18 protein-coding genes and 1 pseudogene are annotated in these 23,737 nt (G+C 66.0%); 15 read left to right on the top strand and 4 right to left on the bottom strand.

Annotated elements, in window-relative coordinates; translation table 11 throughout:
- The first annotated feature begins 271 nt into the window (after positions 1–271).
- From KR541_RS35585 to KR541_RS35550, 8 genes are all read left to right on the top strand, one after another.
- A complete protein-coding gene (locus tag KR541_RS35585; RefSeq protein WP_050016174.1) occupies positions 272–1,552 on the top strand; it encodes a Zn-dependent hydrolase in 1,281 nt (426 codons plus the stop codon).
- Between the two features lie 129 nt (positions 1,553–1,681).
- Complete coding sequence (locus KR541_RS35580; RefSeq protein ID WP_216090206.1) at positions 1,682–3,019, top strand: NAD(P)-dependent oxidoreductase; 1,338 nt, start codon at positions 1,682–1,684, stop codon at positions 3,017–3,019.
- Positions 3,020–3,074: 55 nt separating this feature from the next.
- Positions 3,075–4,391 carry an NAD-dependent dihydropyrimidine dehydrogenase subunit PreA gene (gene preA, locus KR541_RS35575; RefSeq protein WP_050016169.1) on the top strand — a complete coding sequence of 439 codons (1,317 nt, stop codon included), beginning with the start codon at positions 3,075–3,077 and terminating at the stop codon, positions 4,389–4,391.
- A gap of 101 nt (positions 4,392–4,492) precedes the next feature.
- A complete protein-coding gene (locus tag KR541_RS35570) occupies positions 4,493–6,001 on the top strand; it encodes an NCS1 family nucleobase:cation symporter-1 (RefSeq protein ID WP_216090205.1) in 1,509 nt (502 codons plus the stop codon).
- A 65-nt stretch (positions 6,002–6,066) separates the two neighbouring features.
- A complete protein-coding gene (hydA, locus tag KR541_RS35565; protein ID WP_124557664.1) occupies positions 6,067–7,524 on the top strand; it encodes a dihydropyrimidinase in 1,458 nt (485 codons plus the stop codon).
- 248 nt (positions 7,525–7,772) lie between these two features.
- Positions 7,773–9,047, top strand: coding sequence for a NupC/NupG family nucleoside CNT transporter (locus tag KR541_RS35560; RefSeq protein WP_027786234.1), 1,275 nt, complete (start codon positions 7,773–7,775; stop codon positions 9,045–9,047).
- Positions 9,048–9,086: 39 nt separating this feature from the next.
- A complete protein-coding gene (gene deoA / locus KR541_RS35555) occupies positions 9,087–10,403 on the top strand; it encodes a thymidine phosphorylase (protein WP_124557663.1) in 1,317 nt (438 codons plus the stop codon).
- Positions 10,404–10,428: 25 nt separating this feature from the next.
- Complete coding sequence (locus KR541_RS35550) at positions 10,429–10,818, top strand: cytidine deaminase (protein WP_216090204.1); 390 nt, start codon at positions 10,429–10,431, stop codon at positions 10,816–10,818.
- 43 nt (positions 10,819–10,861) lie between these two features.
- Here the strand turns inward: KR541_RS35550 and KR541_RS35545 are convergent, their stop codons facing one another.
- From KR541_RS35545 to msrB, 4 genes are all read right to left on the bottom strand, one after another.
- Positions 10,862–11,977 carry an aromatic ring-hydroxylating oxygenase subunit alpha gene (locus KR541_RS35545; protein ID WP_050016159.1) on the bottom strand — a complete coding sequence of 372 codons (1,116 nt, stop codon included), beginning with the start codon at positions 11,975–11,977 and terminating at the stop codon, positions 10,862–10,864.
- Positions 11,978–12,222: 245 nt separating this feature from the next.
- Positions 12,223–12,966 (bottom strand): peptide-methionine (S)-S-oxide reductase MsrA, encoded by a 744-nt coding sequence (msrA, locus tag KR541_RS35540; RefSeq protein ID WP_216090203.1) that lies wholly within the window; start codon positions 12,964–12,966, stop codon positions 12,223–12,225.
- 60 nt (positions 12,967–13,026) lie between these two features.
- Entirely contained in the window at positions 13,027–14,904 is a 1,878-nt protein-coding gene (locus KR541_RS35535; RefSeq protein WP_216090202.1) for a cytochrome c biogenesis protein DipZ, read from the bottom strand.
- Positions 14,905–14,939: 35 nt separating this feature from the next.
- On the bottom strand, positions 14,940–15,470 hold the full coding sequence (gene msrB, locus KR541_RS35530; protein ID WP_050016152.1) for a peptide-methionine (R)-S-oxide reductase MsrB: 531 nt from the start codon (positions 15,468–15,470) through the stop codon (positions 14,940–14,942).
- 55 nt (positions 15,471–15,525) lie between these two features.
- On the opposite strand from msrB, the gene KR541_RS35525 reads away from it, so the two are divergent.
- From KR541_RS35525 to KR541_RS35490, 7 genes and pseudogenes are all read left to right on the top strand, one after another.
- Positions 15,526–15,927: an Arm DNA-binding domain-containing protein gene (locus KR541_RS35525; RefSeq protein WP_124631976.1), complete on the top strand. Its 402-nt coding sequence runs from the start codon at positions 15,526–15,528 to the stop codon at positions 15,925–15,927.
- 123 nt (positions 15,928–16,050) lie between these two features.
- Positions 16,051–16,566: pseudogene (locus tag KR541_RS35515) on the top strand (integrase core domain-containing protein); the annotation flags it as partial.
- Positions 16,567–16,823: 257 nt separating this feature from the next.
- Positions 16,824–18,704: a type VI secretion system baseplate subunit TssF gene (gene tssF, locus KR541_RS35510; protein ID WP_050016150.1), complete on the top strand. Its 1,881-nt coding sequence runs from the start codon at positions 16,824–16,826 to the stop codon at positions 18,702–18,704.
- 147 nt (positions 18,705–18,851) lie between these two features.
- Positions 18,852–21,851 (top strand): type VI secretion system Vgr family protein, encoded by a 3,000-nt coding sequence (locus KR541_RS35505; protein ID WP_050016148.1) that lies wholly within the window; start codon positions 18,852–18,854, stop codon positions 21,849–21,851.
- Positions 21,851–22,720, top strand: a complete 870-nt coding sequence (locus KR541_RS35500; RefSeq protein WP_050016146.1) for an ankyrin repeat domain-containing protein — start codon at positions 21,851–21,853, stop codon at positions 22,718–22,720. The genes KR541_RS35505 and KR541_RS35500 overlap by 1 nt, the downstream gene beginning before the upstream one ends.
- Positions 22,721–22,763: 43 nt before the next feature.
- Positions 22,764–23,207 (top strand): hypothetical protein, encoded by a 444-nt coding sequence (locus tag KR541_RS35495; RefSeq protein WP_050016144.1) that lies wholly within the window; start codon positions 22,764–22,766, stop codon positions 23,205–23,207.
- Positions 23,208–23,272: 65 nt separating this feature from the next.
- Positions 23,273–23,731, top strand: a complete 459-nt coding sequence (locus KR541_RS35490) for a DUF1795 domain-containing protein (protein ID WP_050016142.1) — start codon at positions 23,273–23,275, stop codon at positions 23,729–23,731.
- The last annotated feature ends 6 nt before the right edge of the window (positions 23,732–23,737 follow it).

Raw genomic sequence — 23,737 nt, 5'->3', positions numbered from 1 at the left:
TGATTCGCGTCGCGCGCACGCAGATGGATGCCGCCACGCCGCGGCGATGCTGCGTTGCGATGGCACGTTTCTCGCTCCGGTGCGTCGCGCAAGAAAGACGTTGCGCTGGTCATTTTGATCGTCTAAAACCTGTCCAATCGGACAGGATTTAACGCGTTTCGCGAACCGACAGGGCATGCACGGCATCTGGGCGGCGTGCCCCGAAACAGGTCTCACATGCACCGGCACAGACCGGGCCGACGACATCACCGACCCCACAGGAGCGATACGAATGAACGCGGTATCGGAAACAGTGAAACGGGCAGCTTTCGACACGTCGATCAAGGTCGATGGCAGGCGGTTGTGGGACAGCCTGATGGAAGTCGCGAAAATCGGTGCGACCCCGAAGGGCGGTGTGTGCCGTCTCGCGCTGACCGATCTCGACAAGGCTGGCCGTGACCTGATCGTCGGCTGGGCGAAGGCCGCTGGCTGCACGGTGACGGTCGATACGATGGGCAACGTGTTCATGCGCCGCGCGGGCCGCGTGGCCGACGCGGCGCCGGTCGTCACGGGCTCGCACGCGGATTCGCAGCCCACCGGCGGGCGTTTCGACGGCATCTACGGCGTGCTCGGCGGCCTCGAGGTGATTCGCAGTCTGAACGATCACGGCATCGAGACCGAGCATCCGGTCGAGGTCGTGATCTGGACCAACGAAGAGGGTTCGCGCTTCGCGCCGGCGATGGTCGCGTCGGGCGTGTTCGCGGGCGTGTTCACGCTCGACTACGGGCTATCGCGCAAGGACGTCGACGGCAAGACGATCGGCGAGGAGCTCGCGCGCATCGGCTACGCGGGCGACGTGCCGTGCGGCGGGCGCAAGCTGCACGCGGCGTTCGAGCTGCATATCGAGCAGGGGCCGATTCTCGAAGCGGAGTGCAAGACGATCGGCGTCGTGACCGACGCGCAGGGACAGCGCTGGTACGAGATCACGTTCACTGGCCAGGAAGCGCACGCGGGACCGACGCCGATGCCGCGCCGCCGCGACGCGCTGCTCGGCGCGTCGCGGGTAGTCGATCTCGTCAACCGGATCGGCCTCGATCATGCGCCGTTCGGCTGCGCGACGGTCGGCATGATGCAGGTCCACCCGAACTCGCGCAACGTGATTCCCGGCCGCGTGTTCTTCACCGTCGATTTCCGTCATCCGGACGATGCCGTGCTCGCGAAGATGGACGCGGCGCTGCGCGACGGCGTCGCGCGCATCGCGGGCGACATCGGGCTCGACACCGAACTCGAGCAGATTTTCTACTACAAGCCGGTCGCGTTCGACCCCGCCTGCGTGGCGGCCGTGCGTGATGCGGCCGACCGCTTCGGCTACTCGCATCGCGACATCGTGTCGGGGGCGGGCCACGACGCGTGCTATCTGGCGCAGGTCGCGCCGACGTCGATGGTGTTCGTGCCATGTATCGACGGCATCAGCCACAACGAGATCGAGGACGCGACGCCCGCATGGATCGAGGCCGGCGCGAACGTGCTGCTGCACGCGATGCTGTCGCGTGCGTGCGAGCCGGCTTCATGACGGATCGGGTATAGCGCGGCCAGTAGACCGCGCACAGTTCGACCGTAGCATTCCTAAGCATGACCGCCCCGACTGTGCATTCGCAGCCGGCGGGGACGGCTTTGTCTCCACCCAGTCGAAGGAACGCGTATGACCACCCAGCCAACCGGCGATATCGCCGCGCATCGCCTGTCGTCCACGCAACTCTCGTGCGAATTCGCCGATATCGCACCGCTGCTCGATCCGACCGCGGCGGCGGCTGCCGCCAGCCGCTGCCACTACTGCTACGACGCGCCGTGCGTGCACGCGTGCCCGACGCAGATCGACATCCCGAGCTTCATCCGCAAGATCGGCAACGGCAACCTGAAAGGCGCGGCGATGGACATCCTGTCCGCGAATCCGCTCGGCGGGATGTGCGCCCGCGTGTGCCCGACCGAGATCCTGTGCGAAAGCGCTTGCGTGCGCAACCATCAGGATGCACAGCCGGTCGCGATCGGCGCGTTGCAGCGGCACGCGACCGACTGGGCGATGGAGACCGGCGCAGTTCAGTTCCGGCGCGCGCCCGAGACGGGCCGCCACGTGGCGGTGGTCGGCGCTGGGCCGGCCGGGCTCGCCTGTGCGCACCGGCTCGCGCTCGCCGGGCACCGCGTCACACTGTTCGACGCGCGGCCGAAGGCCGGTGGCCTCAACGAATACGGGATCGCCGCGTACAAGACCGTCGACGATTTCGCGCAACGCGAAGTCGAATGGCTGCTGTCGGTGGGCGGCATCACGCTGGAAACGGGTATGGCGCTCGGACGCGACGTCACGCTCGACGCATTGCGCGAACAGCATGACGCGGTATTTCTCGCGATGGGCCTCGGCGGTGTGCGCACGCTCGCGATCGACGGCGAGCAACTGGGCGGTGTGATGAACGCGGTCGATTTCATCGAGCAGGTGCGGCAGGCGGACGGGTTGGAGAACGTGCCGGTCGGGCGGCGCGTGGTCGTGATCGGCGGCGGCAACACGGCGATCGATGCGGCGGTGCAGAGCCGCAAGCTCGGCGCCGAGCGCGTGACGATGGTGTACCGGCGCGGCGTGGATGCGATGAGCGCGACGTGGGCTGAGCGCGAGTTCGCGCAGAAGAGCGGCGTCACGCTCGTCACGCACGCGAAGCCGGTGCGTATCGCAGGTACGGACGGGCAGGTCACGGGCGTCGAATTCGAGGCCGCGTCGGGGGAGCGTTTCAGCGTCGACGCGGACATGGTGCTGAAGGCGATCGGCCAGATGCTCGTGCCGGACGGCGTCGCGGCGGAATTGCTGACCGCGGACGGTTCGCGTATCGCGGTCGATGCGGACGGGCGCACGGCGCTGCCGGACGTATGGGCCGGCGGCGACTGCGCGGCGACGGGCGGCATCGACCTCACGGTGCAGGCCGTGCAGGACGGCAAGCGCGCGGCCGCGTCGATCGACGCGACGCTCGCGGCGCGCGACGCGAAGGCGGCCTGAACGCGCGACGCACCGCACGCACACCGAACACGACCCCCTTCTCACGGAGCCGAACATGGCCGATCTCCGCTGCACCATCGCAGGCATTACTTCTCCGAATCCCTTCTGGCTGGCGTCCGCGCCGCCGACCGACAAGGCCTACAACGTCAATCGCGCGTTCGAGGCGGGCTGGGGCGGCGTCGTCTGGAAGACGCTCGGGCTCGATCCGCACGTCGTCAACGTCAGTTCGCGCTACGGCGCGGTGCAGTGGAACGGCCAGCGCATCGCGGGGCTGAACAACATCGAGCTGATCACCGACCGTCCGCTCGACGTGAACCTGAGAGAAATCGCGCAGGTGAAGCGCGACTGGCCGGACCGCGCGCTGATCGTGTCGCTGATGGTGCCGTGCAACGAGCGCGACTGGAAATGGATTCTGCCGCTCGTCGAGGATACCGGCGCCGACGCGGTCGAACTCAACTTCGGCTGTCCGCACGGGATGAGCGAGCGCGGGATGGGCGCGGCGGTCGGGCAAGTGCCCGAATACGTGGAGATGGTCACGCGCTGGGTGAAGGAAGGCACGAAGCTGCCGTGCCTCGTGAAGCTCACGCCGAACATCAGCGACATCCGGATGGGCTCGCGCGCCGCATACAAGGGCGGCGCGGACGGCGTGTCGCTGATCAACACGATCAACTCGATCGTCGCGGTCGATCTCGACCAGATGGCGCCGATGCCGACCGTCGACGGCAAGGGCACGCACGGCGGCTATTGCGGGCCGGCGGTCAAGCCGATCGCGCTGAACATGGTCGCGGAGATCGCGCGCGATCCGGAAACGCCGAACCTGCCGATCTCGGGCATCGGCGGCATCTCGTCGTGGCGCGACGCGGCCGAGTTCATGGTGCTCGGCGCCGGCAGCGTGCAGGTGTGCACCGCCGCGATGCATTACGGCTTCCGGATCGTGTCGGATCTCGCCGACGGCTTGTCGAACTGGATGGACGAGAAGGGCTACGCGACGCTCGACGACATCCGCGGCCGCGCGGTGCCGAACGTGACGGACTGGAAATACCTGAACCTGAAGTACGACATCAAGGCGCGCATCGACCAGGATCGCTGCATCCAGTGCGGGCTGTGCCATATCGCGTGCGAGGACACGTCGCATCAGGCGATCACGGCGACGAAGGACGGCGTGCGGCACTTCGAAGTGATCGATTCGGCGTGCGTCGGGTGCAATCTTTGCATGCATGTGTGTCCGGTCGAGCAATGCATCACGATGGAGCGCGTCGACGCGGGCGACTACGCGAACTGGACCACGCATCCGAACAATCCGGCGAGCGCGGAGGCGGGGCCGAGTGCAGGCGCCGCGGCGCCCGAGAAGCACGCGAAGCAGGCTGCCTGACCGGCGTCCGGCGATGCGGGGCATCCTGCACCGCCGCCTTTCGTTCCACCCGGGCCGGCATCGCACGATGCCGGCGTTGACGTTTTCGTGGAGTGTGTTCGATGAATCACGCAGCGATTCCCGCCGATCCCGACAGCGCCGCGGCGCACGGCGGCAGCCTGTACAACGACGACCTCGCGCCGACGACGCCGGCGCAGCGCACGTGGAAGTGGTACCACTTCGCGGCGCTGTGGGTCGGGATGGTGATGAACATCGCGTCGTACATGCTCGCGGCCGGGCTGATCCAGGAAGGCATGTCGCCGTGGCAGGCGGTGATGACGGTACTGCTCGGCAACCTGATCGTGCTCGTGCCGATGCTGCTGATCGGCCATGCGGGCGCGAAGCACGGGATTCCGTACGCGGTGCTCGTGCGCGCGTCGTTCGGCACGCAGGGCGCGAAGCTGCCGGCGTTGCTGCGCGCGATCGTCGCATGCGGCTGGTACGGGATCCAGACCTGGCTCGGCGGCAGCGCGATCTACACGCTGCTGAACATCCTGACCGGCAACGCGTTGCACGGCGCGACGCTGCCGCTCGTCGGCATCTCGTTCGGGCAACTCGCGTGCTTTCTCGTGTTCTGGGTGTTGCAGCTGTACTTCATCTGGCACGGCACCGATTCGATCCGCTGGCTCGAAAGCTGGTCCGCGCCGATCAAGGTCGTGATGTGCGTGGCGCTCGTGTGGTGGGCGACGTCGAAGGCGGGCGGGTTCGGCTCGATGCTGTCGGCGCCGTCGCAGTTCGCGGCGGGCGGCAAGAAGGCCGGGCTGTTCTGGGCGACCTTCTGGCCGGGCCTGACCGCGATGGTCGGCTTCTGGGCGACGCTTGCGCTGAACATTCCTGATTTCACGCGCTTCGCGCATTCGCAGCGCGACCAGATGATCGGTCAGTCGATCGGGCTGCCGCTGCCGATGGCGCTGCTGTCGGTGGTGTCGGTCGTCGTCACGTCGGCGACCGTCGTGATCTACGGCAATGCGATCTGGGATCCGATCGACCTGACGAGCCGGATGACCGGCATCGGCGTGGGCATCGCGCTCGTGATCCTCACGCTCGACACGATGTGCTGCAACCTCGCGGCGAACCTGGTCGGTCCTGCTTACGATTTTTCGAGCCTGTGGCCGAAGGCGATCTCGTACCGCACGGGCGGGATGATCACCGCGACGATCGCGATCGTGATGATGCCGTGGAAGATCCTCGCGACGACGGACGGCTATATCTTCACCTGGCTCGTCGGCTATTCGGCGCTGCTCGGGCCGGTCGCGGGCATCCTGATGGTCGACTATTTCCTGATTCGCGGCACGCAGCTCGACACGCGCGCGCTGTTCGACGAGCGCGGCGGCTTCAGCTATGCGCGCGGCTGGAACCCGGCCGCGCTCGTCGCGCTCGCGGTCGGCGTGCTGCCGAACCTGCCGGGCTTCGTGCATACGGCGTTTCCGGCGTCGTTTCCGAACGTGCCGGCGTTCTTCAACACGCTTTACACGTACGCGTGGTTCGTCGGCCTCGTGCTGGCGTCCGGCGTGTACGGCACCTGGATGAAGTGGCGCGCCGGACCGCGCGCGCAGATCGCGAGCGCATGACGCGCGAGCCGGAGGCGACTCGCGCGCGGCATGCGGCACCCGACAGTCAACGAGGAGGCAACGACATGGCAATCCTGATTCGTGGCGGCACCGTGGTCGATGCGGACCGCTCCTATCGCGCGGACGTGCTCTGCGCGGACCCGCAGGACGGCGGCACGATCCTGCAGATTGCGGAGCGGATCGACGCGCCGGCCGGCGCAACCGTCGTCGACGCGCACGACCAGTACGTGATGCCGGGCGGCATCGATCCGCATACGCACATGGAACTGCCGTTCATGGGCACGACCGCGAGCGACGATTTCTATTCGGGCACGGCGGCCGGGCTGTCGGGCGGCACGACGAGCATCATCGACTTCGTGATTCCGAGCCCGAAGCAGCCGCTGATGGAGGCGTTCCGCGCATGGCGCGGCTGGGCCGAGAAGGCGGCTTCCGATTACGGTTTTCACGTGGCCGTGACGTGGTGGGATGAGAGCGTGCACCGCGACATGGGCACGCTCGTGCGCGAGCATGGCGTGTCGAGCTTCAAGCACTTCATGGCGTACAAGAACGCGATCATGGCCGACGACGAGGTGCTCGTGAACAGCTTCACGCGTTCGCTCGAACTCGGCGCGCTGCCGACCGTGCACGCGGAGAATGGCGAGCTCGTGTTCCAGCTGCAAAAGGCGCTGCTTGCGCGCGGGATCACGGGGCCGGAGGCGCATCCGCTATCGCGGCCGCCCGAGGTGGAAGGCGAGGCCGCGAACCGCGCGATCCGCATCGCGCAGGTGCTTGGCGTGCCGGTGTATATCGTGCACGTGTCGGCGAAGGACGCGGTGGACGTGATCACGCGCGCGCGTAGCGAAGGGCTGCGCGTGTTCGGTGAAGTGCTACCGGGGCATCTGGTCATCGACGAGGCCGTCTATCGCGATCCGGACTGGACGCGCGCGGCGGCCCACGTGATGAGCCCGCCGTTCCGCTCGGCCGAGCATCGCGAGGCGCTGTGGCGCGGGCTGCAGTCGGGGCAGCTGCATACGACGGCGACCGATCACTGCGTATTCTGCGCATCGCAGAAGGCGATGGGCCGCGAGGATTTCACGAAGATCCCGAACGGCTGCGGCGGCGTCGAGGATCGCATGTCGGTGCTGTGGCATCACGGCGTGAATCACGGCCGCATCACGCCGAACGAGTTCGTGCGGATCACGTCGACCAATGCCGCGCAGATTTTCAATCTGTATCCGCGCAAGGGCGCGGTGCAGGTCGGCGCCGACGCCGATCTCGTCGTGTGGGACCCGGCCGCGACCAAGACGATCTCGGTGAAGACGCATCACCAGCAGGTCGACTTCAACGTGTTCGAGGGGATGACGGTGCAGGGCGTCGCGACGCACACGCTCACGCGCGGCGCACTCGCATGGGCCGACGGCGACTTGCGCGCGGTGCGTGGCGCGGGCCGCTATCTGAAACGTCCGCCGGCGGCTGGCTACTACGAGGCCGCGCGGATCGCGAACCGGCTGCGCGAGCCGCATCCGGTCGAGCGCGCGGGTTGAACGATGCGTGTCGCGCGGGGCGTGTCCGTTCTGACGGCACGCCCCGCGCGTGTTTTAGCGGCGTAGATAGAACAACTGATCAAGTTCTCGAAGACGAAAACAGAAACGAGCGATGCCATTGATCGCGGCGATTTTGGCGACGTTGCGGGCGTGCATATCGAGCGAGTAACATCCACCCACCCGATCACGCGGGTCGCGGGCACGGGCCGCCCGCCGGACAGTTCAAATAGTGAGAAAGGAGCACAAAGGTGGATATTCTGCGCAGTCTCCTCGGTATGCTGTTTCTGTTGCTGGTCGCGTATCTACTGTCGAACAACCGCCGCGCGGTCAGCGCGCGGACCATGATCGCCGCGCTGCTCACGCAGTTCGCGATCGGCGCGCTCGTGCTGTTCGTGCCGTCCGGCCGCGCAGCGCTGGCCGCGGCCGCGAACGGCGTCAATCGCGTGCTCGACATGGGCAATCACGGCATCGCGTTCGTGTTCGGCGGGCTCGTCGACGCGCGGATGTTCCAGTTGTTCGGCGATGGCGGGTTCGTATTCGGCCTGCGCGTGCTGCCGATGATCATCTTCGTCACCGCGCTGATCTCGGTGCTGTACTACATCGGCGTGATGAAGTGGATCGTCGCGATTCTCGGCGCGGGGCTCGCGAAAGTGCTGGGCGTGAGCCGCATCGAGGCGTGCTCGGCCGTCGCGACGATCTTCCTCGGGCAGAGCGAGATGCCCGCGCTCGTGAAGCCGTTCGTGCGCAACATGACGAGCGCCGAGATCTTCACGGTGATGGCGAGCGGGATGGCGTCGGTCGCGGGCTCGGTGCTGGTCGGCTATGCCGGCCTCGGGGTGAAGATGGAGTACCTGCTCGCCGCGTCGTTCATGGCGGTGCCGGGCGGGCTGCTGTTCGGCAAGCTGCTGTTTCCGACCGTCGAGCCGAGCCGCGTGGTGGTCGACGGCCTCGATTTCGACGACAAGCGCGCCGCCAACGTGATCGAGGCGGCTGCATCCGGCGCGTCGGTCGGCCTGCGCATCGCGATCAACGTCGGCGCGATGCTGATCGCGTTCGTCGGGCTGATCGCGCTGATGAACCTGATCGTCGGCGGCGCGGCCGCGTTCGCGGGCTTTCCGCAGGTCACGCTGGTCGGCATCATCGGCCACCTGTTCGCGCCGCTCGCGTGGATCATCGGCGTGCCGTGGCACGATGCGACGCTGGCCGGCAACTTCATCGGCGAGAAGCTGATCTTCAACGAATTCGTCGCGTATGGCGACCTGTCGCCGTACCTGAAGGGCGGCGCGCATGCGGCGGCGGCCGGCCTGCAGGTGCTCGACCCGAAGACGCTCGCGATCGTGTCGTTCGCGCTGTGCGGTTTCGCGAACTTCTCGTCGATCGCGATTCTCGCGGGCGGCTTCAGCGCGGTCGCACCGGAGCGCCGCTCGGACGTCGCGCGGCTCGGCTTGCGCGCGCTGACGGCCGCGACGCTGTCGAACCTGATGAGCGCGGCGATTGCCGGGCTGTTTTTCTCGCTGCATTGAACCGTGCAGCAGACTCCGACCGATCAAGGCGAGGCAACGATGTTTCTACCGCAGGAATTCATTCGCAGGAAGCGCGACGGGCAGCCGCTCGATCGCGACGGGATGGCCGCGTTCGTGCGCGGCGTGACCGACGGCAGCGTGACCGAGGGCCAGGTGGCCGCGTTCGCGATGGCCGTGTATTTCAACGACCTGAGCACCGACGAACGCGTCGCGCTGACGCTCGCGCAGCGCGATTCGGGCGACGTGCTCGACTGGCGCGCGCTCGATCTCGGCGGGCCGGTGATCGACAAGCATTCGACGGGCGGCGTCGGCGATGTCGTGTCGCTGATGCTCGGGCCGATGGTCGCCGCGTGCGGCGGCTACGTGCCGATGATTTCGGGGCGCGGGCTCGGACACACCGGCGGCACGCTCGACAAGCTCAGCGCGATTCCCGGTTACGACGTGATGCCCGAGACGGACGCGTTTCGCCGCACGGTGCGCGAGGTCGGCGTCGCGATCATCGGGCAGACCGCGCGGCTCGCGCCGGCCGACAAGCGCATCTATGCGATCCGCGACGTGACGGCGACCGTCGAATCGGTCGCGATGATCACCGCGTCGATCCTGTCGAAGAAACTCGCGGCAGGGCTCGACGGGCTCGTGATGGACGTCAAGGTCGGCTCCGGCGCGTTCATGCCGACCGCGGAGAAATCGGCGGAACTGGCGCGCAGCATCGTCGACGTCGGCAACGGCGCCGGCATGAAGACGACCGCGATCCTCACCGACATGAACCAGTCGCTCGCGCCGTGCGCGGGCAATGCGCTCGAAGTGGCGTGCGCGATCGACTACCTGACGGGCAAGTCGCGTCCCGCGCGTCTGCACGACGTGACGATGGCGCTGTCGGCCGAATTGCTCGTGACCGGCGGGCTGGCGCGCGATGCCACCCACGCACGCGAGAAGCTGCAGCAGGCGCTTGATTCCGGCGCGGCGGCCGAGCGTTTCGCGCGGATGGTCGTCGCGCTCGGCGGCCCGGCCGACCTGATCGACGCGCCCGCGCGGCATCTGGCGCGGGCGGCCGTGATCGTGCCGGTGGCGGCACCCGCGAGCGGCGTGGTGCAGCGCGTCGATTGCCGCGCGCTCGGGCTGGCGGTGGTCGCGCTCGGCGGCGGCCGCACGCGCGCGGAGGACGCGATCGACGTCAGCGTCGGCTTGACGGCGCTTGCAGAGATCGGGCAGCGCATCGAGGCGGGCGAGCCGCTCGGTTTCGTGCATGCCCGCGACGAAGCGGCCGCGGCCCACGCGGCGGACGCCGTGCGCCACAGCTACGTGCTCGGCGAGACCGGCGAAGCGCCGCCGACCCTTTACCAGCAGATCGGCTGACCCTGCTCCCGGAGGCATCACCACGATGGAACGAGACGAACTGATCGAACAGGCGAAGGCGGCGCGCGAACGCGCGTATGCGCCGTATTCGCGCTTCAAGGTCGGCGCGGCGCTGCTGGCGTGCGACGGCACGGTGTTCCACGGCTGCAACGTCGAGAACGCGTCGTACGGACTGTGCAATTGCGCGGAACGTACGGCGCTGTTCGCGGCGATCGCCGCCGGCCATCGGCCGGGGGATTTCGCGCGGCTCGCGGTCGTCGGCGACACGGACGGCCCGATCGCGCCGTGCGGCGCATGTCGTCAGGTGATCATCGAGATCGGCAAGCCCGATATCGAGGTGATCCTCGCGAACCTGAAAGGGGCCGTCGAGGTCACGACGGCCCGCGCATTGCTGCCGGGCGCGTTCACGCTGTAACGACACGCGCGGCGGCGAGCCGCCGCGCGTCGCATGCGTCATGTCACGCGCTGTCGCGCGCGTCGCGGATCGGGATCACGGTGCGTGCGCCGCACTGGCGCAGCAGGTCGCGCAGCTCGTTGATGACCGGAAACACCTCGTGGTTCCAGTCGGCGCCTTGGGCGTCGTGCGCTTCCTGCTCGCGCTCGACGATCCAGCGATCCTCGCGGAAGATCCGCTCGGTGAACCACACGAGCAGCGGCCACGCGAGATCGAGCGCGAACGGGATGCCGGGCTTGTGGATCGACAGCAGCCCGAACGTGCGGTTGGTGCGCTGTTCGGCGTCGAGCGGCACGTAGACGATCCACAGGTCCATCACGAGCGTGCCTTCGCTCGAGCGGATCTGCAGCGTCTGGTACGGGTAGCCGGTGCGCACCGTCATCACGCTCTTGTCGGACTGGTCGGCCGGCTTCTTGCTCGCGCCGAACACGAGCGCCTCGCCGACCGGCTGCTTGCCTTCCATCCGCGCGAACGTGTAGTCGACCTCGACCCAGTCGTCGCCGCGGCGGCGGCCCACGGAGCGCGCGCGCATCTGCCCCATCTGCTTGCGATGCAGGAACTGATGGTTCATGTCCATCAGGTTCTCGTGCATGAACGAGTAGTGGCACTTGACCTCGCGGCCGAAGCGGCGCGTCTTGTACGCGGGATTGTCCGCGGATTCGAGCGCGGGGAACGGCCGTTCGTCGGCGAGCGTCGCGTCGCCCGGGAACACGAAGATCAGCCCATGCGCTTCGCGGCACGGATACGCGCGCACGCCGTTGGGCAAGCGCTCGCGGCCGAGGTAGGGCACGTCGACGCAGCGGCCGCTGTCGCACGCGTAGGTCCAGCCGTGATAGCAGCAGCGCAGCGTTTCGCCGCTCACGACGCCCGCGTGCAGCGGCACCTGGCGGTGCGCGCAACGATCTTCGAGCGCATACACGGCGCCCGATTCGGTGCGCACGAGCACGATCGGATCGCCGGCGAAGCGCACGCCGAGCGTCTTGCCGCGCTTGAGCTCGCGCGACCACGCGAGCGGGTACCAGTGATCCGGGTGAATGGGCACGCGGCGCAGGTCGCGCACGACCGCGCCGGTGGACGGTTCTTCGAGGGTGTTGCTGTCAGGCAAAGGCACTGCGCGCATGCGTGACGCCTCCTGGCGGGACTGAATGTCGAACGCCGCAAGAAGCGGCGGGAATCAGGAGAGTCTACGCGAAGTTGCCGATCGCGGCGGATGCGATGCGGGTTTGCCCCGGCATCGCGTCCGCCGGTTCGTTGATCCGGCGCAAACGGGACGCCGCTGGTGCGTGGTGCCGGCGGCTCTGCCGGGCGACGGGCGGCAACCCCGTCATGCCGCGAGCAGACGGTCGCAAGCGATTCATGAACGAATCATAAGCGGGCTTCGCGCCATAGCACCGGGTCGGCGCGGTACAGCGCCGGGAAGCGCTGCTTCAGCCCGGCGACCTTCGGCAGGTCGTTGAACGCGATATACGGCGCGTCGGGGTGCAGTTCGAGGTAGTTCTGATGATAGGCCTCGGCCGGATAGAAGCCCTTGTAGGCTTCGACACGCGTGACGACGGGCGCCGCAAACACATGCGCGCCGCCGAGCTGCGCGATGTACGCGGTCGCGACCGTGCGTTGCTGCGCGGTGGTCGGGAAGATCGCGGAGCGGTACTGCGACCCTTCGTCGGGGCCCTGCCGATTCAGCTCCGTCGGATCGTGCGCGACCGAGAAGAACACCTGCAGCAGCCGGCCGTACGTGACCTGGGTCGGGTCGTAGACGATGCGTACCGATTCCGCGTGCCCCGTGAGCTCCGAGCCGACGAGCGCGTAGTGCGCGGTTTCGGACGCGCCGCCCGCGTAGCCGGCGGTCACCTGCTTCACGCCCTTCACGTGCTCGAACACGCCTTGCACGCCCCAGAAGCAGCCGCCGGCGAACACGGCCGTCTCGTCGTGCGACGCGCCGGGCGTTTCGTCGAGCGTCGGCGCGGGCACGGTGCGCATCGGCTCGGCGGAATGGACGATGCGCTGGTAGCCGAACACGGCGGCCGCCGCGACGGCGATGGCGCCGATGCGGCGCAGCATGGCGGCGCGCCGGCGTCCGGCGGCATCGCGGATAGGGATCGGGTTCATGTTTTGCTCCTTCGGAATGCGTTGGGAAAAGCGGCGCCCGGATGGCGGTAGCGCGCGCGATCAGCCGAAAGTGAATGCGTACGCATCGACCCCCGGATCGAGAAACTCGATCGCGAACGTGCGGTCGGCGATCGTGCCGGTCTGCCGGACGAGCTGGTACAGGCGCTGGCCGGTGACGGTGCCGTAGCCCTGCGCGTCGACATCCGTGCCATGCGCGGCGCCGGGCGCGGCGCCGTCGAGCGTCACGCGAAAGCGCACGGGCCGGCCGCTCGTGCCCGGGCCGAGCACCAGGTGCAGGTCGCGTGCATGGAAGCGGTAGACGATCCGGCCATCCGGCGCGGCCAGCGACGCGTGCTCGGCGCCGACGTTCCACGTGCCCGCGAGGCCCCAGCCGTTCAGATCCGGGCCGGCCGGCGCGTCGTAGCGGTGCGCCGCATCGCGCACGACGCCGCCCGGCGACGCGAAGCTTTCCGCGCGCGCATAGCCGACATAGGTTTCGGGTGAGCGGACGTCCGCGCTGTCGGCCGCCGCGAGCGCACCCTTCGCGGGCGCGCCGGCGAGGCCGAGCGGCACGTTCAGCGCGTCCGGGTGGCCGGCTTCGGCGAGCAGCGACTGGATCGCGCGTTCCGACTGCGCGTATTCGCCTTCGCCGAAGTGGTGATGGCGGATCCGCCCTTGCGCATCGATGAAGTAGTGCGCGGGCCAGTATTCGTTGTTGAACGCGCGCCAGATCGAATAGCCGTTGTCGATCGCGACCGGGTAGTCGATGCCGAGGTCGTGCACGGCCTTCTTCACGTTGCCGATGTCGCGCTCGAACGCGAATTCCGGCGCGTGGACGCCGATCACGACGAGCCCGTACGACGCGTACTTGCGTGCCCACGCAGTCGTGTACGGCAGCGTGCGCAGGCAGTTGATGCACGAATACGTCCAGAAATCGACCAGCACGACCTTGCCGCGCAGCCCGGCCGCCGTCAGCGGCGGCGAGTTCAGCCACTGCACCGCGCCGTCGAGCGACGGCAGCGTGCCTTCGACCGGCAGCGCGGACGCGGTGGCGCCGGCCGCGCGCATCATCGCGCTGCCGGCCATCGCACCGCCGCCGGCCGGTGCGCCATCGGCTGCGGCGGCCATCATCGCGCCGCCCGTCGCGTCGTCGGTAGCGGCGGTCGCAGCCGGTGCCGCCGGTGCCGCCGGTGCCGCCGGCGCGCCGTTCGAGCGGCCGCCGAGGCGGTCGACGAGCTTCGTTTCGAGCCCGCCCGTGGTGACCGTCGACAGTTGCGCGAGGGCGCCGGTATCGAGGCCGAGCGCGATCGCGCCGACGCCGGCCAGGAGCGCCGCGCCGATCCCGCGGCGGATCCATTCGCCGGCACCGAGCGAGCGCTTCATCGCGGCGAACACCTTGCCGCCGATCACGAGCGCGACGCCGAGCGACGTCGCCGCGCCGGCCGCATATGCGACGAGCAGCAGCGTCGTGCCGACGCTCGCGCCGCGCAGCGCGGCGCCGGTCAGCACGAGGCCGAGGATCGGGCCCGCGCACGGCGCCCACAGCAGGCCCGTCGCGACGCCGAGCAGCAGCGACGACGCCGGGCCGGCCGGGCGGCCGTCGCGTTGCGCGAAGCCGGTGAGCCGGTTGCCGACGGAGACGAGCGGGCGCGTCAGGTGCTCCGCGAAACGCGGCATCAGCAGCGTCAGGCCGAACACGGCGAGCAGCACGATCGCGATCCAGCGGCCGGCCTGGTTGGCCTGCGCGACCCAGCCGCCGCCGACGGCGGCGAGCGTCGCGACGACGGCGAACGTGAGCGCCATGCCGGCGAGCAGCGGCAGGCCGGTGCGCACGAACGGCTGGTCGGCGCGCGCGAATACGAACGGCAGCACGGGCAGGATGCACGGGCTCAGGATCGTGAGCACGCCGCCGAGATAGGCAAGGACGATGAGCAGCATGAGGCGTTCTCCAGTCGGATGGGAGCGGGGCCGGATCAGGCGGCAGCCGGGTGGAACGCGAGCGCGAGGCCGTTCATGCAGTAGCGCAGACCGGTCGGCGCGGGGCCGTCGTCGAACACGTGGCCGAGGTGGCCGCCGCAGCGGCGGCAGTGCACTTCGGTGCGGACCATCCCGAACGACGCGTCGGTGTCGGTGCCGACAGCATGGTCGAGCGGTTTCCAGAAGCTCGGCCAGCCCGTATGGCTGTCGAACTTGGTGGCCGACGAGAACAGCGCGAGGTCGCAGCCGGCGCACGCGAACGTTCCGTGCCGGTGCTCGTCGTTCAGCGGGCTGGTGAACGGCCGCTCGGTGCCGGCTTCGCGCAGGACCGTGTATTGGGCGGGCGTGAGCCGGCGATGCCATTCGGCGTCGCTGAGCGTGATCTCGAACGGGGCGGCCTTCGGCGAGCCGGCCGGCGGCGCGGCGAACGCGCGGCCGACCAGCGCGCGGTGGCCGGCGGACGACAGCGCCGCGAGCGCGGCGAGGCCGGTGGCGCCGGCGAACAGCAGATGTCTGCGGGTGGGCATGATGGGCTCCTGGAAGCAGGTGCTGAAAACATGCGCCCATCGTAGGCGGCGGCCGGTGTCGAAGTCCTCACGGAAAGTTAAACGAATCGTGATTGTTTTTTGGGTGATCCGGCCAGGTCCGTTGAAATCCGTCAAAGCCCCATCCATCAAGGGGTTGCGGGAAGTTGGTGGTCCACCAACTTCTGCGGAAATTCTCCACGAGCCGCAACTTTTTAGTGTTTTTTTAGTGTTTGCGATGTGGGGTAGGCTCTGCGTAGAGATGCGCGGGCCAACCCGGTTGCAATATCAAAGGAGGGCGATCATGGGTGCTCTGACGGTTAGACAAATCGAAGCCGAGAAGGCGACCGGGAAGTTGTATTTCCTCTCGGATGGGCGCGGACTGTTCCTGCGCATCGGCCCGGATGGCTCGATGGAGCAGCCCCCTGAAACGCCGGACACAGTCACCCACTTACAATAACGGGTAGGCATAAGACTGTGTTTTTGACTAACACCAGGCAGGAAGTGATGGAAGTGTTGACGGGCCCGGTGCGTCGGCGGCGCTGGACGGCGGAGCAGAAGCTGGCGATGGTCCGCGAGAGTTTCGAATCAGCGATGGTGTTCCGATAGATTCGAGTTTCGCTGTGACAACGGCGAGCCGCTGCGCGTGACGTTTGCGCTGGACTGTTGCGATCGTGAGGCGATGAGCTGGGCGGCCACGACGGCAGGCCACAGCGGTGACATCGTGCGCGACGTGATGCTGGCTGCAGTGGAAAATCGGTTTGGCAACGAACTGCACACCCCGTCCGAAATCGAGTGGCTGAGTGACAACGGCTCGGGCTACACGGCCGACGACACGCGCCGGTTCGCAGTGGCCATCGGCCTGAAGCCATTGACCACGCCGGTGTGCGGCCCGCAAAGTAACGGGATAGCCGAGAGCTTCGTGAAGACGATGAAACGCGACTACGTCGCCTTCATGCCGAAGCCGGACGCAGCGACTGCCGCACGCAACTTGGCCATCGCGTTCGAGCATTACAACGAGAAGCATCCTCATAGCGCGCTGAAATACCGCTCGCCTCGCGAGTTCCGGCGCTCGATGGATTCAGCAACCTTAGTGTGATGCCGTGTCCGGTATTACAGGGGCAACTCCAGTTTTGACACCACCGAAGCCCAGAGGGCTGTCACGAGGGCCATAGTGGCTGCCCTCGCTTCATAAAATCGGCGGTGCTCAGGGCTTGCGTATTTCGAGCATTCTCATTTATTCGCCCCCGACTCGATAAATTCGAGATAAGCGTGCGCGGTGCCCGGTTAGAATCGGCGCGTCTACCTATGAGCACGGTACCGATTGACAGATCGGCGTGACCATCTGAAACGCGTATGGCCATCGAACCCGAGGATCTTCTACCGCATTTTGAGCGTGAGCTGGGTCTGCTGCGCCGTTCGACGCGCGCATTCGCCGAGCTTTACCCCAAAGTCGCGGCTCGTCTTGCGATGTCCGGTGAGCACTCGGATGACCCATATGTCGAACGGCTGCTGCAATCGTTCGCGTTGATGTGCGCTCGGCACGACATCCGACTCGAAGATGAGGTGCCGGAGTTTACGCACGCGTTGATTGACACGATCCACGGAGCGTTCCTGCGGCCGTTTCCATCTTGTGCGATGGCCCAATTTCGCGTGGATCGAGACAGCAAGCAGACTGAGCCGCGGCTTGTTCCACGCGGCACGCAGCTGGTGGCGCCGAATAGCCGTCAGGTGTTCCGCACCGCCGCCGACGTCACGTTGGTGCCGGTGGCTGTCTCCGGCGTACGTTACGCGACGTCGACCGTCGCGCCGATGCAAACCCCACTGCCGCCCGACACGACGGGGATTTTGTCTTTCACCCTTGAGCTCACATCGCCGTCAACCCAGTTCTCGGATGCTCCAGACATGCTGCGGCTGCATTTGGCGGGGGAGAGGGAGGTGGTGGCCGCGCTCGCCGACGGCGTGCTGTTGCACGCCACGCGTGCCTTTGTTGAACTGGACGGCAACGGGCGCTGGCGTCGGGTGGACATGCCGCTGGCGGCCGCAGGTTTCGACGATGCCGACGCGCTGCTTCCGCCGCCTCCCGACAACACGATTGCTCCGTTTCATCTGTTGATGGAGTACGGCGCGTTTCCCGCTCGATTTGACAACCTCGATCTGAATTTGGCGCGGTTGGAACGGTTGGCGGTTGGCGCGCGCCGGATCACGTTGCATTTGGCCCTTGCCGGCATCCATCCGGACTCACGTCGCGCTCAACGGTTGGTCGGAGCGTCGGCCGACAATCTCCGGCTATTTTGCACACCAGTAGTCAACTTGTTCTCGAGCAATGCGGAGCCGATCGAAACGAAGGCCGGGCAAGCGTACTATCCGCTGAAACCGTTTTCGCTCAAGACCGCAGCTACGAGCGAGGTGTGGTCAGTTGACCAGGTTCGCATAACGACCGCCCGGGGCACCGCGATTTTGCCGCCCTTCGAATCTTTGCAGCACGCGTTTGGCGCAGCGCCAGGCCTGTATTGGGTTGTTTTGCGCGACGAAGCCAGGCGCGCGCCGAAGCCGCCTTCCGAGCCCGGGAAGACGGGACAGGAAACGCCGCGCGGACAGGCAACTGGAGCGCGCGCAGACGGGTTGCGTGGCTTGGAACTCGCACTTGTGAATGCTCGCGGCGAGCCCGTTGATCCGGCCGCGCAGCGCCAACTCGACATCGTGCTGTCTTGCACAAATGGCAACCTGGTGGACATACGCGAACGCCAGTTGGCCGTGCGCGATGGAGACGCCGGTGACGAAATCGAGTTATTGGCGCAGCCCAGCGCAAGTCCCGCGCCGATGCTTCGTCGCGGCGAGCTGTGGGAATTGATGTCGTGGCTGGTTCCGCAGGCAGTGCGGCTGAACGCCGAAGGCCTCAATGAATTCAAGCGGCTGTGCACCCGCTTCGGCAAGTTTGCCCCCGACGCCGGGCGGCGTTTCGACGCGCTCGTATCCCTGTCGACTGAACGGGTGCGGCGCTGGATGCCGGGCAAGCCGGCTTCAGCGTTCGTCCAAGGATTGGAGATCCGGCTCGTGATTGACGAGCCGCGTTTCGTCCAATTCAGTCTCGCCGGATTGGGGCGCGTGATGGATCGATTATTTTCCCCGTACGTTCCTGTCACCAGCTTCGTGCAAATCGTCTTGGTCTCGGCGGAGACCTGTGCGGTATTGCGACGCGGTGAACCCTGCGCCGGCACCCAACCACTTATTTGATTGGCGGGTGGAGAGGGTATCAGCAGGGAAATTGCAAAGGAATTTCAGGTATCTTTCGCTGGCAAACGTTTTGTCCTACAGTAGCGGGGCCTCAAGTTGGTGAGCCAATTGGGGACAGAACCTGAGACGAAAATAAAGGGAATTCAAATGAGTTTCGCCCCGAATGGCGGTATTCCGGCTGGTTCCGGCGGGAATCTGTTCGGCTCTCTGAGCGCGCTCGGCGGCCTTGCCGGGCCGGTTGCGTCCACGGTAGCAGGCCAGATTGGCCCGCTCGCCGGCGTCGCAAGTCATATCGACACCGTGCAACGCGCCGTCCAGCTCGCGCAGACCGGTTTCTCGCTGATGAACAAGACGCCGGCCGCGATTGCGGACGCGCTCAACAATGCGGCCGGCGGCGTTGCTCGACTGACTCAGCTAAATCGATACGTGACCATCGATTCGCCGCTCGGTCCGGACGTGCTGCTGGTCAGCACCGCGGTTATCGACGAACACGTCAATCGGTTGCCGGAGATCCACCTGGATTTGCTGTCACACCAGCATGATCTGGTGCCCGACCAACTGATCGGGCAACCGATCAAGATCCGATTCGACCAGAGCGCACGGCAGTCCACGCTTGAGCGCATCGTGTCGTCAGGCGCCACCGACAGCATCCGTTACTTCGACGGCTACGTCACGTCGTTCGATCGGGCGGGCAATCCGGGCAAGGTGACGCAATATCAAATGACGGTGGCGCCGTGGTTCTGGTTTCTGACGCGCTCGACCGACTGCCGGATTTTCCAGAACAAGACCGCGCAGGATATCCTCACCGAGATTTTCCAGGATCACGGGTTCACCGATTTCGAATTCGACATCCGGACTGCGCAGAAGCCGCTCGAATATATCGTGATGTATCAGGAGTCGTATTACAACTTCTGCGCGCGGCTGATGGAGCAGGAAGGCCTGATCTGGACGCACCGCTACGAAAAGGAAAAGCACTTCCTTGTCGTTGGCGATACGAATTTCGTTTTCCGTCCGATCGACGGGCTGGCCAATTTGCCGTATGCCGCCACTGCGGCGAGTGAAGACAACGGCATCGACCAGTTGCATGAAGGTCGGCGCTTCGGCGTCGGCAAGATCGCCTTTCGCGACTTCAATCACCAGAACCCATCGTCGCCGCTGATGCTGGTGCAGGCCGAGCCGGAGAATCTGCGGCATGCGGGGCTCGAGACAACGGAGCGTTTCGAACACCAGTCGTTGTTCGATCACGGCGATGATGGCGACCGTTACGCTCGCATTGCGATGCAAGCAGAAGAAGCAAGCGCGCATCGGTATACGGGCAGCGGCTATGCGTGGCGGATGACCACTGCAGGCAGCGTGACGGTGATGAACCATCCAGTCATGGCCAACAATCAGGAATACGCCATCCTGCATGTTCGTCACGAGGCCGTGAACGATTACACGGAACACAACGCAAAGCTGCCGTACCGCAATACATTTTCTCTGCTCCCGAAGAAGTTTCCGTATCGTTCACCCAGAAATACGCCGAAGCCCGTCATTCATGGCACGCAGTCGGCAATCGTGGTCGGCCCAAAGGGCGAAGAAATTCACACGAACGGCAGTGCCGTGAAGGTGCACTTCCTGTGGGATCGCCGCGGCAAGTTGGACGGCTCGGATTCGATGTGGATCCGCGTGTCCCAACCGTGGGCGGGTGACGGGTGGGGGGCGGCCGCCATCCCGCGGATCAATCAGGAGGTCTTGGTCGCGTTTAATCAAGGGGATCCCGACAATCCGGTCATTGTGGGCCGCGTCTACAACGGCCAGCAGGGCAACCCTTATCACGGTGCTGCCGGACAGACGATGGGGATCAAGAGCCAGACCCACAAGGGCGCGGGCTCAAACGAATTGCGATTCTCCGACGTGAACGGCGCACAAGAAGTCTTTCTGCACGCGCAGAAGGATATGAACACGGTCATCAAGGATTCGGAAACGCACACGGTCGAAGCCGGCGGTCGCACGGTGTCGCTGCTCAAGGGCAGCGAGACGAAGCAGATCGCGCAGGGCGGATTGAAGGAAACCATCGCGTTGACGCGCGACACCACGGCGAACGTGATCAATACGAAGGCCATCGCGAGCAAGGCCGGGCCCGGCATGCAAAGCCATCAGGCGAGCGACGGCATCGAGCATCGTGTCGGCGATGGCGTCGTGACAATGACGCCGGACAGCATCAAGCTGACCTTCGGTCCGTCAACGATCGTCATCAACGCGAACGGCATCTATCTCGACGGGCCTGTCATCCATCTGAATCGCGGCAGTGCGCAATCCGCGGAACAGGCGCTCGCGCTCGAGTGGGCGGCAGAGCAGGCGACGATCGCGAAGGGGCTGGCGAGCCCCGACCCGGCGACGCGCGCGGCGGCGGCCAAGCTGGCGAGCTCGCTGAAGGCGCAGCAACTGGCGAAACTCGCGGATCACGTGTATCACCCGAACGATCCGCCGCCGACCGGGTGGAAGATGGCGACCAACGATCCGGAAGCATTGAAGGCGTTCGGCCTCAAGCCGAGCGATTTCGAGAAAAGCGGTAGCAACTTCGGGTCGCAGATGTATATCCCGGATCCGAATGTCTTCGGCGACAGCATGAAGCCGACGATCGCGTTCAAGGGTACCCAGCAGCTCTTCGGCGAAGACATGAGCAACAACATGGCGCAAGGGCTCGGCGCCGATGCGCCGTACTACCGCAATGCGGTCACGATCGGCAAGAACATCGAGACCACGGGCGCGTCGGCCGGCGTCGATTTCACCGGGCATTCGCTCGGCGGTGGCCTGGCGTCCGCTGCAGCCGAGGCCAGCGGCGGTTCGGCTGTGACCTTCAATGCTGCAGGCCTCAATCCGGAGACGGTCGCGCAATACGGCGGAACAGCCCAGCCGGCCAACATCACGGCCTATCGCGTCGACGGCGATATCCTGACCGGCCTGCAGGAAGGCCGACTCGGGCCGATCAGCGACGGTACGGCGGCACTGATGCCCAAGGCGGTTGGCAGCCCCGTCACGCTCGACGGCGAAAGCGTGACCACGGTCGGCCGTCACCTGATGGGTGACGTGACGAACGGGATCAACCAGCAGGTCGCGAAGGATCAGCTCGACCTGGTCTCCCAACTGAATTCATCTCACTGATGCGATACAAGAAAGCGATAACCGCCGGCGCGATTGCCGCACTCGTTGGAGTGTCCTCGCCGCTGTGGTGGCCCACTCAAGCCCAAGGGACGAACATGACTGGCTTCAAGCGTTACGCACCGGAAGATTTCTTTTCGGGGCAGCAACTCACGTTGGCTCAGGCCATTCATGACGGCGATCTCACCCGCGTTCAGCAGCTCGCGCACAAGACCGATCTGAATGCGCCGGGCGCGAAGAATACGACGCTGCTGTCGTATGCAGTTCAGGAAATCGTTCCGGTCAAGAACGACGCGTCTAATCCGCGCTTCCAGATCATTTCGGTGCTCGTGAAGAACGGCGCGGACCCCAAGGCGCCGGTCGGTGCCAGCGGCGGATCGGTAGTCGACGTCGCATTGCGGGCCGATACGCCCAACCTCCTGCGCGTGTTGTTGAACAGCGGGCTCGATCCCAACTGGCAATACAACGGCGACACGCCGATGATTTTTGCAGTTGCAGAGAACCGGCTGCTGCCCCAGCTGAAGCTGCTGGTTGAGCACAAGGCGAACGTGAATGCTCGTGATTCGCTCGGAAAGACGGCACTCTTCGAGGCGACGATGATTCAGCAGTGGGATGTCGTCGATTACCTGCTCGCGCACGGCGCGGATCCGAAGATTGCCAGCCAGCTCGGCGTGTCGTACGGATGGGTGCTGCAGAACGAGTTGAAGAACCATACGTCTGCGGACTCGCCGGCGCGTACGCGTATCGAAGAGATTCGTCGCAAGATCGTTACGGCCGGCGCGCCCTGGCCGCCACTCGATCCGAAGGCGCAACGCTCAGCGATGCGCGCACGCGGCGAGAAGGTCGTGACACCTGCCGGCCAGACGGATTGAACGCATGCGCGACCGTTGAAGTGTCGTGCAATGGATTCGGGAAATGACGAACGTTCTTGATTCGACGCCGCGTGTCAGGCGAGAGGTGGTCCTCGGCGTATCCGGGGCGCTGTACGTGCTCTCGCTGACGATGCCGGCGATGCATTTCGAGAAAGAAGCGTCGCTTAGCGGGCTGTCGGTTCTCGCTCAGGGCTGGTGGGGACTGTTCATGCTCAATCCGGCATGGCTCGCCAATCCGCTCTACGTCGTTGCGGCTGTCCAGCTCGCCCGGAACCGATATACCCGCGCGAGTCAGCTTTCGGCCGCTGGGCTCGCGTGTGCGCTCTGTTCATTGTTCACGACAAAGTGGTACTTCAACGAAGCAGACGCGACGCCGATATCCGGCTACGGCGTCGCGTTTTACGTGTGGCTCGTCGCGCATATCGTATTGCTCGCGGGCAGTTTGCGCTTGCACCGGGAAAGCATCGTCGCGTTGCAGGGAAAATGAGCGTCGGCGCGTGTGCGCGTTGATTTCAACCCATTCCAACAACTACACATCACGAGAGAACTAGCATGACGGATTCCGAAAACCGTATTCGGATTCACGAAGGCAGCATCGTTCTGCCGGACGGTTTCGAGGATCGCACGACCAACCTCTTCGTGCCGGCCGATACGGCTGCGCAACCGAACCTCAGTGTCGCACGCGACTGGCTCAAGGACGGAGAGACCCTTGCGCCGTATATCGATCGGCAGATCGCGCTGCTCAAATCGAGGTTGCAGGGACACCGGGTGCTTTCGCGCCAGGCTGAACGGCTTGGACCTGAAACCGATGGAATGCCGGGGGAGCGCATCGACGCTGCCTATCGGAACGGCCCCAAGACCGTTTTTCAACGGCAAGGCGCATTCATTGTTGCCCCAGGACGCGTGCTGATCTTTACCGCTTCGAGCGCGAAGAGCTTCGGCGAAACGCTCGACGCATTGTGGCGCGACTGGCTCGACGGCTATCGTCCGGCAGAACAAGAGTCGGCATAACAACAG

This window comes from Burkholderia sola (assembly GCF_905400185.1).
GTDB classification, from domain to species: domain Bacteria; phylum Pseudomonadota; class Gammaproteobacteria; order Burkholderiales; family Burkholderiaceae; genus Burkholderia; species Burkholderia sola.
This window is presented reverse-complemented; position numbering and strand designations above follow the sequence as displayed.